Here is a 17,236-nt window from a genome sequence, read left to right on the forward strand (position 1 = left end):
TTGTATAGAGGCTCTGAAGATGGCGTTAAAAAACAGAAGACAGTATCTTCTTTTATATTAATACATCATTCTGACAGGGGAATACAGTACTGTTCGCAGAATTACACAACACTTTAAATGAGGATAAAATAGCAATAAGTATGACTCAGAGTGGCAGTCCATACGAGAATGCACTGGCTGAGAGAGTTAATGAGATTATAAAAAATGAGTTCTTCCCTAAAAAGATCTATCAGAACCATAAAGAAACAAAGAAAAACATAAGAATTATTATCGATCACTATAACTTAAGACGACCTCATTCAAGTCTTGATTATCTAACACCTAACCAAGCTCATCAAATCTCAGGTACAATTAAAAAACACTGGAAAGGATATCCAAGGCAAAAAAAAAAAAGGAAAGGAGGTAAATCAAATCGAAATTGTTTAATACGATATTCTAATATTCCTAATAGTGAAATAATAAAAATAACTTGTAAAGTAAAATCAGTACTAATTTAGTTTTGATGTAAACTAAATCTAGGATTATAAATTAAAAACGACAAGTAATTTCAGGACGAGACAGTCAATTTGACCGCTTTTTCCACTTTATAAAGTTTTTCATTTTTGGATTATGCTAAATCTTTTTTAAGATTTGAAATTATTTAAAAGCATTTTAATGACGTTGCAAACGAGCTATAATTAGCGATATTAAGTAGCTGAAAAAATAGCAATTGTTTAGATTCATGTCTTTTATTATCAAATTCTCTACTTAGTTGTTACTCTTTTCTGAGTATAACTATTTTATAATAAGCGAGTTGTTTTTTTTATTTCTACACGTGCAAACCTGTGTAATGCTTTTTCTAGAATAAGAAATTTCTTGTGTTAGATTTGTTGCCTCCTTAAAATGATCAATAAGTTTTTCTGAGTTTCTATTTTAAGATTGAAACTATATGTGAGTGGATTTTTCTTAAAATAAAAAAACATAGAAAATTAATGAGGAATGTATGTCCTAATATTTTTTAATAGATCTTAATAGAAAATAGGCAATCGATGTTGCAGCAAGTATTAAGGGATTGTGTCTCAGGGCTGAATGCCGATATTATTGCCAATGGAGTGGGGCCGGCACTTTCAAGTACAAGTAGCGGTTTCTTCGTTAGGAAGATTAATTTCTACTAAAAACTATACTATTGAAAATGGAAGGGTACATCTAACTCAGGAAGACCAACCTTCAGGAATATATTTTGCCCAGGTAAGTTTAAGTACATTAGTTAATGTGAAAATTATAAAAAAATAAAAGATGAAAATTCAAGTATATTTATTGATCATTATAGGTATTTTGATTGCGGGATGCTCTGATAAAGATTCTGATGAACCCCAGACACAAGAAAACAGAGCACCGTCAGTTCCTGTTTTAACCTCTCCGGCCAATGGCAAATTATGCCTTGAGAATTCTGTAGCATTTCAATGGAATGCTACAGTGGATCCCGATGAAGATAACATAACTTATCAAATCGAGGTAGCACAGGATAATAAGTTTTTAAAAATTGATCAATCAAAAGCAGTATCACTTACCATTCAAAAGATCGATCTTAATAAAAATTCACTTTACTACTGGAGAATAAAGGCAATTGACAAGAAAGGCCTTTCAGGTGGGTATTCTGAGGTTTTTAAATTTTATACAGCAGGTGACCCTAAGGTTAATCATGTTCCTTTTCTGCCTGAATTAGTACAGCCAGTGATGAATTCATTCCTTACAAGTGGACCTGTGACAATTCAGTGGAATGCTGTTGATCCAGATGTTGATGATGTTTTGACCTATGATGTTTATTTAGGAAATGTTAATCCTCCAATCACTAAAGTAAGCGAAAGCCAAAGTGGTAAAATACTGAGAATCAATGTAGATACCGGCAAAGAATATTTCTGGAAAATTGTTGCAAAAGACAATCATGAAGCAGAAACAGTAGGCCAGGTTTGGAACTTTAAAACCAACTAAAAAGAGAGACTTTTCTTGGGGACTACATAGCGAAACTACAAACTCAGTGAAATATCAAAGTAATTTTACTGATCTGAGGCTCCGCACTGAAAGTGCACAGGGTGGTTTAGTTATAAAGAACCCTACTGTCTGCAAACAGCTATGCATTATATACGATATCCTTTTTATGTCGTTGACAACAATTGTATGCAAAATAGTTTGCTACACGTGTATATCTGAGTTGCCTTTTTGTCATATAATTAACTAGTTCAGACAACTTTTGAGATGAATTCTAACTCAATTTAATATTTATGAAACATTTTTTATTATTTATCACTCTACTTATTGCCCTATCCTCTTGCGAGGATGAAAGTAAAACTCCGGAATTATTAAGTGGCCTTCCGCCTTTGAGCCAAAAAAATTCTGCTAATTTCGCTAAACCTGCTGATTTTGAAGTATGGGGGAGTATTTCAGCTAGAATTGACCAAAATAAACTTGTGAAATATAATATTTTGGGAATTTTTGGAAGCCCACAAATTAAAGGTAGTTATGATTTTAACTATAATTTATGGAGGGTTACAGGCCGCGGCACTATAGTAAACATACCTTTCACTTTTAAAGAAACTTTTGCACATATACAAGAAGGGCTTGCAATGCGGGTCACTTGGGCTGGCTGGGGAGAAAGTACATTAGTTGATGTTTTTCTGAACGGCAGCAAAATAAGAGGATCAGTCCCTGTTTATGGAGGAATAGTTACTTTTAATCTCTCTGGTCTTCCATCACTTAAAAAAGGTTCCAATACATTTAGTATTCAATTAAGTGAACAATCGCAAACCGTATTGTATTTAGAAAAAGTAGAACTTGTGCAACTAAAACAAAGTTTAAAAATAGTGTCATCCGCTCCCGCGGATAAATCAGCTGGGGTTAAGTTATATGAATCTTTTGTACTTACATTTTCGGAGAACGTAACGGTTACCCCCAACAAAATTATAAAAGTTACACCTGTAGAAGGAGGTAGTGGTGTAGTATCAATATCTTCGAATGACCTTGTGGTGGAAGGCAGGACAATAAGACTTCCAAAGCTTCCAATAAGGGAAATGGCTTATCAGGCAAGATATGAAATGATAGTTGAAAGTGGGGTGGTTATAGGCAAGGAATCGGGAAAAACAATAGAAGGAAAAATGATTGAATTTAGTACTCAATCTTTTCCAGAAGAAATGAAATTTATACGCCTATCCAACAATTTTGATGGAAATATAAATTGGGATATTAGTCTCTCGTCATTTCACAAAGGACAACTTGAAAATGCCTACATAATACATAAGCGTTCTGCTGCAACTAGTCAAAGCCTTACTGGGAAAGGAATTAAGTTGGCAATAATCGATTGGGGAATAGCCAAAGCAAGTGAAGTTTATCCAGCTGTTATTTTTAGGTCAATAGATTTAGATGATCCATTTGTAGACGAATTTGGTAATCATGGTGCGCAGATGGCCCGATATGCACTAGGCTACGCTCCAAAAGTAGATCTTCTTGACATAAATACCTTATGTACTAATAATGCTAAAGCACTGCAGATAATTGACAATCAAAATGTTGATGTAATTAATTGTTCAGGAGGTGGTCGTCTCTCGGATCAAGAAGGGTATTCCAGTCGAATCCAAAAAGGTTTGATTGTGTCAAGATCATTAGGAAATAATAGCGGTGTGAAAAACGATCCTACAGATTACAATAGTAGAGATATATTTCTACCTTATATAACAGATTTTACAAATGCCAGAGGTGCTTTTGTAACCCTGCAGGCCGTTTTTGGTAATAGTACTTTAAGATCACATGCAGGCAGTGCAAGACATTATACTTTATCTATTATGGAAACCGGTAACGGTGCTACATCTCAGGCAACAGCTAGTTTCTCAGGTATAATGGCGCTTATGCTAGAGGCCAATAAAAAATATAATACGTCAAGAACCCCTAAAGAATTAGTAGAAATACTTATGCAGACCGCTACCGATATAGGAGAGAAAGGAGTTGATAATCTTTTCGGACACGGACTTGTAAACATTGAAGCGGCTCTCAATTATCTAAAATCAGGTAAAGCCCCTACATTAAAATTATATGGAAATTTAGATAAAGGTGTTCGCTGATAAACGATGATATTATCTCAATAAGATATATAAATTTAAAAATAAAAGAGTTTGATTTTTAGTTAAAGTTAAACTGTCATAGCTTATCACTTAAACACAAGTGAAAACACCTAAATTTATTAACTTTTGAAATAAAAACAGAAATTACTTTCATACTTATACCAATGAAATTTTCTTTAAATCTAGTAAGAAATGTTCGTAAACAGGCTCGTAAGGGCCACAAACTTCCAAAAACTCCAAGGTCATTTGATTTTGGAGTTTTTTTATTTTCTAAACTCATGGAATTCATTGTTTTCAGATCACTACCAAAAACCTGTGGGATTTAAAATTTATGCAATATTTTCTAAAGCTAAAAGTCCAAAGGGTGTATTTTTCTCTGGACTTTGCAGCTTTTAAAGAGTCTTTAATTACTATAGCAGTTTTAGATTAGCCTATCACTCCCGTCTCATGACTTACTAGCACTAAAACAGTATTTAATGTGATGAAATCACTTTCATCTGGATTTACTTTTTCAAGGTAATTTATACTGGAGAAAAAGCTGTTAAAATCTTGCATCGAATCAAAATAAGTGTCAGTTAGTCCATCATATATTGGTTTAGGAAACCCTTCCATTTCCATAGGATGTGGAACTACATATTTCCTTATATACTTACTTACCTATTTAAAAAAAGAAATAGGTCGTTTAAAAAATGATGAGATTAAAAAGCTGGTATCTTACGGGATCTCATATCCTCCAAAAGTAAGAGCGCTGCTTGGAGCGGTGCTGGAAGATATAAAGGATTTCGGAGACTTAAAGAAGCTAAAGGCGTCAATTAATCCAGCAAGCCGTTACCAGTATGGGATTACTGCGGAATTACTGCCTACTGTTAATTTCTGGAACATAGGATAATGAATTTACATTTAGATAAAGACAGTTTTGAAGGAGCCATTGTAATTGCGGCGGACCATTTTAAAGTTTCAGAGATTTTAATAGAGAAAGATTACTGGGTTACGTATGCACTGCAAGAGCTGTTTTCGTCTGCAGTAAAAGATAATATTGTTTTTAAAGGCGGAACATCCCTTTCCAAATGTTATAAAATTATTCACAGGTTCTCTGAAGACATTGACCTCATAATTATAAAAGAGCCTGGTGATTCTGGCAACGCATTAAAAAATAAAGTAAAAGAAGTAACGAATATAACAGATGATTCGATATTAAATTCTGTTGAGGATCATCCCGGTACAAATAAAAAAGGGAGTATTCGTAAAATAGTATATTCTTTTCCCAAGCTGGGCATGCTAGGACAGTATGGTGAGGTTGGAGAATTTATTGCGGTTGAGGTTTCTCATATGGGAAGTTCTGAGCCCAGCCAGACCACGTATATCTGTAGCTTGATAGCAGAATGTATTAAACAAAGCCAGACTCCTGAACTTATTGAAAGATTCGGGCTTGAGGATTTTCAAGTTACGGCGCTGGGAATTGAACGCACGTTCTGCGAGAAAATTATCAGTCTGGTGCGTTTTTCACATACGGAAAACCCCATTGAAGAATTGTCTAAAAAGGTGCGCCACACTTATGATCTTCATCTGCTGTTAAAGCAGGACAAAATTAAAGAATTCACTGCTTCAAAAGAATTTGATCAAATGCTGCTGCAGGTCGGACTCGATGATGATAAGGCCATTCCTAATAATAAAAACTGGCTATATGTGCACCATGGAGATGCACTATTATTTAAAAGTACTGCAGCTGTGTGGGAACAATTAAAGAAAACTTATACTTCTTCGTTTAAAGAAATGGTGACTGGTGAACTTCCAAAGGAGGGTGAAGTTTTGGAGACTCTGATGTTTCTATCTGGGAGAATTCAGAAAATGGATTGGCCGATAACAAAATAATATTTCAGAAAAAATTAAGCGCTGGCAAATATTTATTATTCAAAGATTTGAAAAAAGTGAATTGTCTGAGTGATTTATTTTAAGCAAAAAGCTAAACTGATTTACTTTAAAAAGTTGAAAAAACTGTAGATATAATAAATTGTTATCCATCTATTTTCTCCTTATGATATTCTTTCAGCCATTTTTCCATTTTTTGCAATAGTTGAATTTCTTTCAGGTCATCGGTTGGATCTGTTTCTTCCCGAAAGTGGCTGATTTTTCAGCGGCAAAATCTTGAGAAAAACGGATAGCTGCACATTCGAACCTAAATGGTATAGCCCTTGTTATTTCTACATTTCTAATTTGCAAAATCACATGTGCCACGAATGTGCCACAAAATTGAATTAATAATTTTTTAAGTCTACTATCGACCTTTTGAGTCTTGAACTTTTACTCCATCTTGTATAAAAGCTGGCCTTTGCATATTATACAAGACGGCGCTTGTTGATTGCACTTTTCACATTAATGAATTTAAATTCTGGTTTGTAACCATAAATAATAGAATAATGAATATTATAAGCTTTTGAATTTTTGAAATGTGAATCAAAAGCTGCCAATTAAAATAGTAACAAGAGCATTATAACCGTTAAGATTTAAGTTAATTACAAAAGACCTTATTATTAACTTTAATAAGACCTTGTATGGTTATGGAACTTTTGTCGGTATCAGAATTTAAAAAGATATGGCCCTCGTCATTCAAAAGTATTAGAGCTTCTAGCACTCTGGCTTGATTTTCTTTTTCACTGGATATCTTGCTTGCAAATGTTGTTGAAACATGTATAACTGGACTAAGAAGAGTAGTGAGCTCTTCTAAAGTGTAACACATGCCATATCTACTGGCAAGTATCCATAGAATTTTTGTACGAAATAGCGGTGATGTTTCCATGATAACTGCTTTTAATTAATATACGAAAATTGACTCGTAATGGATTTGTTAAATCCTAAATTATTATTAAAATAGAATTTTAAGGATTATTTTTTCAAATATCCAATTCTTTATAATAGGGAAGAACCAAAATAAACCGAAACTTTTGTAAATGAAGTTTTTTATTTACTCATTTTTTAGTTGGTTAATCATTGCCTATCCATTTTTATTATTGGGGTTTATAATTAGTGATTTTTCATAATTTTCGATTGCTAAAGATTTTTGCCCAAGTATCATGTATGCTTCACCCATAATATTTGTTTTATAAAGACATTTAATTCTTTTTTACTTTGCTGGACAAACCTAATTCTCTCATATATTCATATACTGTGGTGCATGATATCTTATATCCGGCATTACGGAGTTCTATTGTAATTCGCGGACATCCATAACGCTCTTTAAAAGCAAAGAATATGGATGTTATTTCATTCTGAATTAAGATTTTTCTTTTTTGCTTCTCTGTAATATACCCATTCTTCCATCGTCTGTAAGTGCATCTGTGAATGCCTAAAACTTCGCACATTAATCTAATGGAATATATCTTTTCATTGCTTGCCATAAAACGAAAAATCATGGGTTTCTCCTGGTGAAGATATTTACCGGCATTTTTTAAAATTTCAAATTTTAAATCTGATTTTTTAGTTTTTTTTTCAAGCTCTTGATTTCTTTGCCTTTCAAGATTTAATTTTAAATAATCATTTGCTAAGGAATCTTCTCTATTGAATTTTTCATATTCCCGACGCCATGTGCTTAATGCAGCTGTATACAAGCCTAGTTCTTTTTCCAGTTTTGCTAAACTGCAACTCCTTTCATAACTAAGCAGTACTGCCTTCTCTTTGAAAACGAAATCATATTCTTTTCTGTTTCTTTTCATGCACGACATTTAAGTTTATTTGCTAACTTTTCCCATGCCTTATATAAATCAAACTATATCCTTTTATAATTATTATAATGCCTTCATATAATAATTATTTAATGAAAGTTACTCGGACTTCTATAAGTTATTAATTGCAGTAAATTGCTCTATAGTTTTATAGTTCAATGCAGAATGTATTCTTTTTTTATTATACCAATTTTCGATAAATTCTATTATTTCCATTTTCATTAGTTTTTGAGTAATGAGTTTACTTTTCCGATGTATTAATTCTCTTTTTAATGAATTGAAAAAACTTTCAGAAACAGCGTTGTCGATGCTGATCCCCTTACGACTCATACTTCTTATACATTGATAAGAATTAAGTTTATTGCTAAAAGCTTTATTAGCATATTGAACCCCCCTGTCAGAATGAAATATTAACCCTTTTGAAACTGTACGGTTCCTTACAGCCATTTCCAAAGCAGGTAATGTAGTTTTTGCAGTGAAAAGTCTACAGCCTAAACTCCAGCCGATTATCTTTCTGTCAAACAAATCCATAATAATGGTTAGATATAAAAAGCCTCTATTGGTTTGAATATAGGTGATGTCAGAAACCCAAACTTTAGAGGGGGCATCTACTTTAAATTCACGATTTAAAACATTCGGAGCTATGTAGTAACTATGACTTGAATTAGTTGTTACCTTAAATTTTCTTTTGGCTATTCTTCTTAGGCCTAACTGCTTCATATAAAATGATACCTGTCTTTCTACAATTTTATATCCCAGTTTATGGAGTTCTTTTGTGATTTTCTTTCTTCCATAGTGCTTTTTAAACCTTAAAAATATCGAAGCTATATCTTTTTTTAATAACGTTATATACCGTTGTTTTTCTGAAATTCCGTTTTTTTTCCATCTGATATATCTTCCAATCCCAACTTCCAATACTTTACACATTTGAGTAATTGAGTATTTTTTTTCGTTGTCATATATGAACTGATAAATTATTAGGTTCCCCTGATAAAGATGAGGAGTTGCATTTTTTAAAATCTCAAATCTGAGCTCTGATTCTTTTGATTTTTTTTCAAGGTTCAAAGAAAAACTGTTGTCTGGATGTACATTTGCATAACCAGATCCCTGAAAACTTCCTGCACCAAATTTTTCAAACTCCTGTCGCCACCTGGTCAGTATGCATGGTAATATTCCAAGTTCATCTGCAACTTTTTTAGTGCTGCTTTTCTCATAACTTAATTTCACTGCATTCTCTTTAAAAATGCGGTCATATTTTTTTCGCTTTTCTACCATAAGATGATTCTTTATACTGTTCTTAACTATCTGAAAAATAATTTAATAAACTAATTTCGATTTGAAGAATATCTGCATATAAGCTAGAGGGGATTTTTTGGTCGCCAATACATTCGAACCTAAACTTCTTAGTGTTTGATTTTGCTGAATTTGTAATTTTCAAAAACACCATCTGCCACGATTCTGCCACAAAATTAAAATCTTTTTTGAAAAGACTTTGGTTACCAAAATACAATAGTTACGTTAATTTTCCTATGCCTAGAAATTGATTACAGTTTTTGATTGTTTTATGTTAACAATGTAATTAGATTACATATATTGTAAACAAAAAATGTTGATTACACTTTTTAATTATTTTATGTAAACAATGTAATTAGATTACATATTATGTAAACAAAAAACGTTGATTACACTTTTTAATTATTTTATGTAAACAATGTAATTAGATTACATATTATGTAAACAAAAAAACTTGATATCAAAAACTAATAAATTAATGTTACGTAGTTCATTTGATACTCATTTTTTGTATATTTTTGTAAGCAAAAAAATGCGCTATGGATTATAATTTGAATAATGCAGTAAACTATCACTACGGAAATTTTCCTCCTAGTGAAATTAATTATTCGATTTTCATACAAGAACTTGTAAAAGCAACCGATGCATTAGCACGTTATGATCAAATGCTGAAAAATTTGCATAATACAGAAATTCTGTTAGCACCATTACGTAATCAAGAAGCTGTAATTTCTTCACGTATTGAAGGAACAATTAGTACTATGGATGAAATATTGCAATATGAAGCAGATAATGAAGGGATGGAAAATCCAACTACCAAGTCCGATATTATTGAAACTATTCTATATCAACGAACTCTTACTAATGCCCAAGCTGCGTTAGAAAGCGGTTATAGTTTTTCATTAAATTTTATCAGACAAATGCACCAACAACTGTTATATTTAGGTAGAGGGGCAAATAAATCACCAGGTGAGTTCAAAAAAGAGCAAAACTACCTTGCAGATAAAATGAAAAAGGAAATACAATTTATTCCTGTAAGTCCTGAAAAATTAGATGAAGGATTAGAAAATTTATTTCATTATCTTGAAATTTCTGAATTGCCCCCACTAATTAAAACAGCAATAATGCACTTGGAGTTTGAGGCATTGCACCCTTTTAAAGACGGAAATGGCAGAATTGGGCGAATGCTTATTACCCTTAATTTATGGAAAGATAAAATACTTTCACAACCACACTTCTATATCAGCGGTTATTTTGAAGAACACAAAGATGAATATATAGAACATATGCGAAATGTTTCGCGAACAGGTGATTGGAATGAATGGATAAAATTCTTTTTGACTGCAGTGGAAAATCAAGCAATCAGAAATCTTCTTATTGCAGATAATATTAAGAATTTATATGAATCAACAAAATTGGATTTTTCAGAACTGTTATCATCAAAATGGAATATGGAAATTGTTGATTTTATTTTTACTTATCCAGTATTTAGAAACAACAAATTTGTAAGTAATACAAAAATTCCAAATGCTACAGCAGGTATAATTATAAAAAAATTATTAGATAATGATTACTTAGTCTTAAAAGAAGAAGCTTCTGGAAGGCGGGCAGCAATGTATGCTTTTGAACCATTAATGAAATTAGTACGAGTTTAATCCACATAATAGTGTAGAGTGTAGATATTTAATGTTTTAATAAATGCTTTTTAAATCTGTTGTTTAAGAAAACTTGATTAAAATAATACATATAGAAAACCACACATTTGTATACATATCAATATTAATATGTATAGAAAATCAATATATAATTGATTTAATTCATTTTGAAAAGAACTCATATTTAAGCCTGTTATTATTAAGAATTCGTGAAAACCTTCAAAAAAAAGCAGCTGTTATAGCTGCACTCAGAAAATTAATGGAGTCTAAAATTTTCTGACCTAAGTTCCTAAACCTTGTTTTTGTTGACTAGCTAATTTTTAAAAATACAATGTGTCAGGATTCTGCCATAAAAATTAAATTACAAGTAAACATATTTAGAAGTACTATTTGTAACGGGAACGGGACTCGAACCCTCCTGAAAAAAAAACTAAAAAAACAACGTATTTCTAAAAGTTTCGAACCTAAACTTCTTATAACCTTATTTCGTTAGGTATTTAGATGAGAAAAGTATTTTGTGCCACGATTCTGCCACAAAACTTAATGGTGAAATATCTTTAAAAGCCGCCTTAACTTTTTGTGGTAAAAAAAGGTATCCAATCAAAAAGGTTATTTAGATACTTCTGCAATAGTATTCATTAGAGGTCTAAGATCGAGATACATTTGCCGTGTATCTTCTTCTTTATCATTTTCAGTAAGAAACGTAAATCCTAGTTTTTTATAAAAGTCAAGTGATTCACGATATGCATCAACTGTTATTAATTGACAGGCACAATCGTTATTTTGCTCTAGTGCAAAATTTATAACGAAATTCACAAGAGTTCTACCAATTCCTTTTCTTTCTTTTTTTGTCGATTCGCAAACCGCGAGCCTACCAATTTTTATTGCAGGAAATTGTCTCAAATGCCTTTTGGGATGTTCAATTATTTCTTTTAATGCTCTATTCAATGCGCTTTTAGAAGCAAAATCTTTTTCCTGAACAGCCAACGCATCATTATATATACTTAAATATGCGATAGTTTTTTTATCACTTTCAAGTAAATAGGTAGTTGCTAGTAATTCTTTTTTGTATGGTATAGCTTTATTATATAGGAAACTATTTAAATCCTCATCACCACAATCAAAAGGTAGAATGTTTGTACTAGAATTTAATTTTGAAAATGAAAATCCTGTAAAGGACATTAATTAACCTTTAGAAGTTCTTTTAATTTACTCGCATCAGTTCTGATTGAAGTCAAAGTTTCAACACTAACTTTTTTATCTCGATTTGAATCAATAGATTTGTAAAAGTTAACAGCTTCTTTACCTCTTAAAACAGGAGTATTTTTGATAGGCTTTGCCATTGTTAGTGTATTTGATTAAAAAATATTTGATCTAAAAACAAATTGTAATTACGGAAAAACATACTTTTTATTTGTTTTCGACCTCGCAAATATACAATAGATGTATAAATTGTACAACTATTGCTGCAGTTTTTTACTATAGTTGCATATGAAACTAGTTCACTCACAAATGTATATCATTAAAATACCTTGCTCGATATAGGAATTGGTGCTATTTACACCAATTCCTATAGCACGATTAATTAAGTAAAATGCTAGTTCCTGTTCAAGTTTGTTCAGAGATTAAATGGGATAAATTAACGCAATTTAATCCCCTTTATAGGTGATTATTAATGCAACAATTTCGTTTTTGGTGTAATTAATTGGAGTGCCAATGTGAGTTGAGAAAAGCTCAACATCTGTTAAATCATAACTGCCATCAGAAATTACAGTAACTAAGTGATCGCTTAATTCCTCTATTTTTAACTTTATAGCATCAAAAAGTGCCCTATTAACATTTAAAATAGCATCATTAAAGTTAACTCTAAATTTACTAACCTCGCTTTTAATGAATTTATTAAGTTCAATATTTAATTCTTCATCAATCTGTGCAGAAGTAATTTTTTGTTTTAGAGTTAGAAGGTTATTAAAAAAATCTTGAAGATGATCGAAATTTGGAGTAATAATGAAATCTTTAAAACCTTGAAGTTTGATAGATGTAGAATTTTTAAGAGCTTCATCCATTTTTGCATCGCTTGTTTTTTTTAGATCAGTTCGGATTATAAAAATAACGAGTCCGATATTTACTAAAGCAATAAAAACCTGCGCAATATCGGCAATATCAGATAACTCCACATGCCAAGGATTTGCCTTTTGAAAAATAAAATGAATGTAGAACTTATTTTGAAAGTCCATTTTCTTCCCTTAATATACTATCAACAGCTTCTTGTAAATCTTCCTCAATATCATATCTTCCCGAAGTTTTGAAGAAAACATTTTTATAAAAATTAGTTTTGCCTAATTTTTGTACCACATTAATTAAAAATTCTTCCAAAAATGATGGATTAATAGACCTAATGTCTTCAGGTACTACAATTTCTATGTGATCATTGTTTGTAATAAGTTCATCAATTTTAGAATTATTTCGAACAACGATTCCTCTATCTCTTCCTGTAAAGACTTTGGATCCTGGTGTCCTAAAATCAGACAAATCAATTATTGCTTCCATTATATTATATTCTTATTTGTTAAACAAATCTTAGCTGTTATCAATGTACCCGGAAAAGTTGGGGGCACAAAGGTAACGTATTTATCGTTAGGTAGTTCAGTAATATTACCACTATCATTAAATGTCATTACTTGCAATGGTTTTTCATTATTTCCTTTTATAATTTCCCGTAGAGGGTAAGTTCCATCAAATATAATTTTAGAATTGCCAGATATGAGCGTTAACTTTGACATATTGTCGCTACAATCATCCCCCTTTAACTTAAAAAAACGGTCGATAAATCTTATTGTACCTTTTCCTCTTTTCCAGTTTTTAACAGAGGTAACGCCCTCTTGTAATGAATATAGTGTCCATAATGTTTCTTCTTCAAATTTAGCTTTCTTAAACCAGCTCTTGGCAGTATATTGATCCGATAGATCTGACATCTGTTCAACAACTACCGAATTACAATTATCATTCTTAGAAAATGATTCATAAATTGTTTGTCCAAAGTTAAAAATTGATAATTTAAAAACTCCCAATTCGTTATTAATTTTATTAGGCTTCAAAAAATATCCAATAGCATATCGATATCGAAAATTTGAATGTTCCTCTGCGTTGGCCATAACTTCTCCAACGACTTTTGATAGATTACCCTCTGCGATAGATGTTAGCGTATGACCGGAACTAGCTAAACAATCAATAACATAATCAACTATTTCAGTTTCATGTATTTCTTTAAAAACACCTGTTTTGTCGTGTTGCTTGTCGCCAATTCTTAAATGAAAAGCTATAAAGTCTGCATCAGGACTTTTTATCATATCGAATTGCTTTACATTTTTATACGCACCAATTGAAAAAAGAACATTACTAATTTGTGGCTTATTTTGAAAGTTCTTTGGCAAAATTCTATTTATTTTAACTCTATGTCCTTTGTTTAAGCACCTGTTGTAGTATTTAATAAATCCGTCTAAAATTAAGTCCATACATGCTGATGCATCAACGTCTAAATATTCACAAAGGATGTAATCTACGATAATTAATTTTGGTTTTTCAGAGTATAAACAATGAAAAAGTCTCTTTAAAAAATACATTGACTCTTCAGTATTCTCAGAAATTGAAAATGTTTTGGGAACAATTAAGTTGCCATCTTCATTTGCAGGTAATTGTCTTTCAGAAAATTTTTTATAACGTGGTATAAGAAATTGTATTACATCATTATATTCTGGTTTTTTTTTGAAAAGCTTTAATTGGTGTCCTGTAAATTTCGGTTTAAGATAGTCTCTCGTTAATTTTTGACTTCGGTGTACTGATCCCTTATGCTTAAGATAACCTATATATTGTCTTTTTAATTTTTTCTTTCTTTTATTAGCTTTTAAAAATACTTTTAAAGCTTTACGGGATTTAAACAAATCAGAATTTTTATTCATCAACAACAAGTTTTTAACACAAGATTCGAACCTCTAATATAAATTTTCTTTTCACAGAATTAAAGTATTTAAAGCTTCAAATGTTTGTAAATCTTATACTCCACTACTTTTTGCATTGCAGTTGACAAACATATAATATAAATAGTCTTCTTCTCGCAGATTTTATCTAAATATTTTTAAGAACAATTGTAAACAGGTATTTCTACGTAGTCTAATTTTGATTTATATCAACTTTTTCAAAGTTTGTTTAAGAAATGTATCATTACTATATAGAATTTATTAATGTAATCTTAGTACTGTTATTCGTCAGGTATTAATTGTTGTTAATTTATAGTCAATGTGTTTAATGTCTTCAATCTTGTCCATAATCAACTAAATGAATTAATATGTGCATTTTTTAAACCTATTAATTTCAAAAAACGATGTTTCTAGTATTTTAATAGAGTTTATAACTCGCTAGAACGTTCAAGAAATTAAATAATAAAAGAGAATTAGTAACATGTATTTGCGCATAACTATATTAGTAACAAATTAATTCAATAATTGTTATCAGCTCATTTTTTTTCGATTTTACATTAGTTTTGTACAAATGTACAACTAGATGTGTGATATGAAATAATAGTAATGGCCTATTTACAGTTGTTTCAGTATAACTTAAATTTAATTTTTTATAATTTTAATACCAACGCTCAAAGGCTCTAAAAAACATTAGAGAAAAAAAAAATCTGGACACTGCGCGAACACAGTTGTACGAATAGTAACTACAGTTGTTAACTATCACAGTTGAGTATCTGTTGTTTTGTTAATTTTTGGTTTATTTACAATTACGGCGAATTGAATACCAGAAATAATGAGAAAACATCGTAAGTTTATAATATATTCGAACCTAAACTCGTCAGAACCTTATTTTGTTGACTTTCTAGTTTTCAAAAACACCGTGTGCCACGATTTTGCCACAAAACTTAGAATGGTGAAATATCTTTAAAAAACCGCCTTAACTTTTGTGGCAAAAAAGGTATCCACTCCAAACATCATGTGCCACGATTCTGCCACAAAATTAAAAATGGTGATAATTTATTATAGTAAATAAACTTACCACCATAAAATTTTGTTGTAGAAAGAAGCCAATTTCAAAATCAAGAGAAATTATTTTTTGCCGATTTTTGATATTATAATTGTGTCTACAAGACAGACGTAATTCATACTAACTTTTAAAATGTCTGTTTTAACCTTAAAATAAAGTTTGATAAATATATTTATATCTGCGTTAACTTACTTTCAATATTTTTGTTTTTGTAAGATACATTCTACGACACTTACTATTAATAATCATATGATGGCGGATAAAGAAAATAATATAACATTTATTGAAATTGATTTACTTAATGAATTATCTCAACTTGTAGAGCAAAGCCAGCAGCAAGTTATTGTTCAAAATAATGCTACTTTGACATTACTTTTTTGGTAAATAGGTTTTAGAATTAATGAAACTATACTTCAAAATAAGCGCGCTGAATATGGAAAACAAATTGTGCCGACACTGTCGGCACAATTGGAAACTAAATATGGCAGAAGTTTTACTGAAAAGAATTTAAGACGAATGCTTCGTTTTGCAAAGCAATTTTCAGATAAGCAAATGGTGATAAAATTTTCTCAAAAATTAAGCTGGTCACACTTTATTGAATTATTGCCCATAAAAAATCATGACGCTATGATATTTTATGCAAATCAAGTAAGCAATCAACTAATGAGTGTAAGGGAGCTTCGAAAACAAATAGAAAAGAAAACTTTTGAACGTACAACAATAGCAAACCTACAGATACCTACTTCTGATTATAATTTACAATATAGTTTCAAAGATCCTTATTTATTGGATTTTTTAAATTTAGGAAATGCATATTTGGAAGAGGATTTAGAGCAGGCAATATTGTATGAGTTAGAAAAATTCATTCTTGAGCTTGGGAAAGGATTTACATTTGTGGAACGTCAAAAAAGGATGATCATAGATGGTGAAGATTTTAATTTAGATTTACTATTTTATCATCGTAAATTAAAACGACTAGTAGCAATTGAATTAAAATTAGGGAAATTCCAAGCTAAACACAAAGGTCAAATGGAGTTATATTTGCGATGGCTGGACAAGTATGAAAAGCAAGAAGGTGAAAAACACCAATTGGATTAATACTCTGCGCAGAAAGCAGTCGTGAACAAATAAAATTACTTGAAATGCACAAAGATGGAATAATAGTTGCTGAATACTGGACCGATTTACCACCTAAAAAGCAGTTTGAAGAAAAAATTCATTCATTACTAACTGAAGCAAAAGAAAAAATAGAAAGAAAATATCTTTCTGAATAAATTTCAAATCCACTTATGCCATACTATGGACACAATTGAAATTAAAGGACAATTAATTTTTAAATGACCTTTAAAAATTTAAAAAAAAACTATTGGTAAGTTATTTTTACAACATTACCCTTTTAATGGGGAGTTGCAGATTCGAATCTAACTGTTGGATC

The 17,236-nt window shown here is 30.9% G+C and carries 18 protein-coding genes; 9 read left to right on the forward strand and 9 right to left on the reverse strand.

The annotated features are described in order from the left end of the window. The first annotated feature begins 134 nt into the window (after window positions 1-134). From AC6CH4_RS12480 to AC6CH4_RS12490, 3 genes are all read left to right on the forward strand, one after another. Window positions 135-497 carry an integrase core domain-containing protein gene (locus AC6CH4_RS12480; RefSeq protein ID WP_498103981.1) on the forward strand — a complete coding sequence of 121 codons (363 nt, stop codon included), beginning with the start codon at window positions 135-137 and terminating at the stop codon, window positions 495-497. 778 nt (window positions 498-1,275) lie between these two features. Beyond that, the gene (locus AC6CH4_RS12485) at window positions 1,276-1,971 is read left to right on the forward strand and encodes a glycoside hydrolase family 78 protein (protein WP_498103405.1); all 696 of its coding nucleotides are present in this window, start codon (window positions 1,276-1,278) and stop codon (window positions 1,969-1,971) included. 290 nt (window positions 1,972-2,261) lie between these two features. Further along, window positions 2,262-4,091 (forward strand): S8 family serine peptidase, encoded by a 1,830-nt coding sequence (locus tag AC6CH4_RS12490; RefSeq protein ID WP_498103406.1) that lies wholly within the window; start codon window positions 2,262-2,264, stop codon window positions 4,089-4,091. A gap of 426 nt (window positions 4,092-4,517) precedes the next feature. On the opposite strand, the gene AC6CH4_RS12495 is transcribed toward AC6CH4_RS12490, so the two are convergent. Continuing rightward, complete coding sequence (locus AC6CH4_RS12495) at window positions 4,518-4,709, reverse strand: EthD domain-containing protein (protein WP_498103407.1); 192 nt, start codon at window positions 4,707-4,709, stop codon at window positions 4,518-4,520. Here AC6CH4_RS12495 and AC6CH4_RS12500 point away from each other — a divergent pair. Both AC6CH4_RS12500 and AC6CH4_RS12505 read left to right on the forward strand, forming a co-directional pair. Continuing rightward, window positions 4,660-4,980 (forward strand): hypothetical protein, encoded by a 321-nt coding sequence (locus tag AC6CH4_RS12500; protein ID WP_498103991.1) that lies wholly within the window; start codon window positions 4,660-4,662, stop codon window positions 4,978-4,980. The two genes, AC6CH4_RS12495 and AC6CH4_RS12500, sit on opposite strands and share 50 nt — an antisense overlap. After that, window positions 4,980-5,963 carry a nucleotidyl transferase AbiEii/AbiGii toxin family protein gene (locus AC6CH4_RS12505; protein ID WP_498103408.1) on the forward strand — a complete coding sequence of 328 codons (984 nt, stop codon included), beginning with the start codon at window positions 4,980-4,982 and terminating at the stop codon, window positions 5,961-5,963. The genes AC6CH4_RS12500 and AC6CH4_RS12505 overlap by 1 nt, the downstream gene beginning before the upstream one ends. 1,120 nt (window positions 5,964-7,083) lie before the next feature. On the opposite strand, the gene AC6CH4_RS12510 is transcribed toward AC6CH4_RS12505, so the two are convergent. The 3 genes from AC6CH4_RS12510 to AC6CH4_RS12520 form a co-directional block, all read right to left on the reverse strand. Beyond that, window positions 7,084-7,179, reverse strand: coding sequence for a tetratricopeptide repeat protein (locus AC6CH4_RS12510; protein ID WP_498103409.1), 96 nt, complete (start codon window positions 7,177-7,179; stop codon window positions 7,084-7,086). Window positions 7,180-7,201: 22 nt separating this feature from the next. Continuing rightward, window positions 7,202-7,801, reverse strand: a complete 600-nt coding sequence (locus AC6CH4_RS12515; RefSeq protein ID WP_498103410.1) for an IS3 family transposase — start codon at window positions 7,799-7,801, stop codon at window positions 7,202-7,204. A 120-nt stretch (window positions 7,802-7,921) separates the two neighbouring features. Continuing rightward, the gene (locus AC6CH4_RS12520; protein ID WP_498103411.1) at window positions 7,922-9,085 is read right to left on the reverse strand and encodes an IS3 family transposase; all 1,164 of its coding nucleotides are present in this window, start codon (window positions 9,083-9,085) and stop codon (window positions 7,922-7,924) included. Between the two features lie 557 nt (window positions 9,086-9,642). On the opposite strand from AC6CH4_RS12520, the gene AC6CH4_RS12525 reads away from it, so the two are divergent. After that, a complete protein-coding gene (locus tag AC6CH4_RS12525; protein ID WP_498103412.1) occupies window positions 9,643-10,758 on the forward strand; it encodes a Fic family protein in 1,116 nt (371 codons plus the stop codon). A gap of 609 nt (window positions 10,759-11,367) precedes the next feature. Here AC6CH4_RS12525 and AC6CH4_RS12530 read toward each other — a convergent pair. The 5 genes from AC6CH4_RS12530 to AC6CH4_RS12550 form a co-directional block, all read right to left on the reverse strand. Next, the gene (locus AC6CH4_RS12530) at window positions 11,368-11,940 is read right to left on the reverse strand and encodes a GNAT family N-acetyltransferase (RefSeq protein WP_498103413.1); all 573 of its coding nucleotides are present in this window, start codon (window positions 11,938-11,940) and stop codon (window positions 11,368-11,370) included. Beyond that, a complete protein-coding gene (locus AC6CH4_RS12535; protein ID WP_498103414.1) occupies window positions 11,940-12,101 on the reverse strand; it encodes a hypothetical protein in 162 nt (53 codons plus the stop codon). The genes AC6CH4_RS12530 and AC6CH4_RS12535 overlap by 1 nt, the downstream gene beginning before the upstream one ends. 306 nt (window positions 12,102-12,407) lie before the next feature. Continuing rightward, complete coding sequence (locus AC6CH4_RS12540) at window positions 12,408-12,995, reverse strand: hypothetical protein (RefSeq protein WP_498103415.1); 588 nt, start codon at window positions 12,993-12,995, stop codon at window positions 12,408-12,410. Then, window positions 12,979-13,308, reverse strand: a complete 330-nt coding sequence (locus AC6CH4_RS12545) for a DUF4325 domain-containing protein (protein WP_498103416.1) — start codon at window positions 13,306-13,308, stop codon at window positions 12,979-12,981. Before AC6CH4_RS12545 ends, AC6CH4_RS12540 begins: the two co-directional genes overlap by 17 nt. Beyond that, window positions 13,308-14,717, reverse strand: a complete 1,410-nt coding sequence (locus AC6CH4_RS12550) for a hypothetical protein (RefSeq protein WP_498103417.1) — start codon at window positions 14,715-14,717, stop codon at window positions 13,308-13,310. The genes AC6CH4_RS12545 and AC6CH4_RS12550 overlap by 1 nt, the downstream gene beginning before the upstream one ends. 1,336 nt (window positions 14,718-16,053) lie before the next feature. Here AC6CH4_RS12550 and AC6CH4_RS12555 point away from each other — a divergent pair. The 3 genes from AC6CH4_RS12555 to AC6CH4_RS12565 are packed head-to-tail and all read left to right on the forward strand — an operon-like array spanning window position 16,054 to window position 17,075. Further along, on the forward strand, window positions 16,054-16,185 hold the full coding sequence (locus AC6CH4_RS12555; protein WP_498103418.1) for a hypothetical protein: 132 nt from the start codon (window positions 16,054-16,056) through the stop codon (window positions 16,183-16,185). A gap of 60 nt (window positions 16,186-16,245) precedes the next feature. Further along, on the forward strand, window positions 16,246-16,899 hold the full coding sequence (locus tag AC6CH4_RS12560; RefSeq protein WP_498103983.1) for a PDDEXK nuclease domain-containing protein: 654 nt from the start codon (window positions 16,246-16,248) through the stop codon (window positions 16,897-16,899). Window positions 16,900-16,943: 44 nt separating this feature from the next. Then, window positions 16,944-17,075, forward strand: coding sequence for a hypothetical protein (locus AC6CH4_RS12565; protein WP_498103419.1), 132 nt, complete (start codon window positions 16,944-16,946; stop codon window positions 17,073-17,075). Window positions 17,076-17,236: the final 161 nt, after the last annotated feature.

Source organism: Flavobacterium sp. GQ95, from assembly GCF_059758655.1.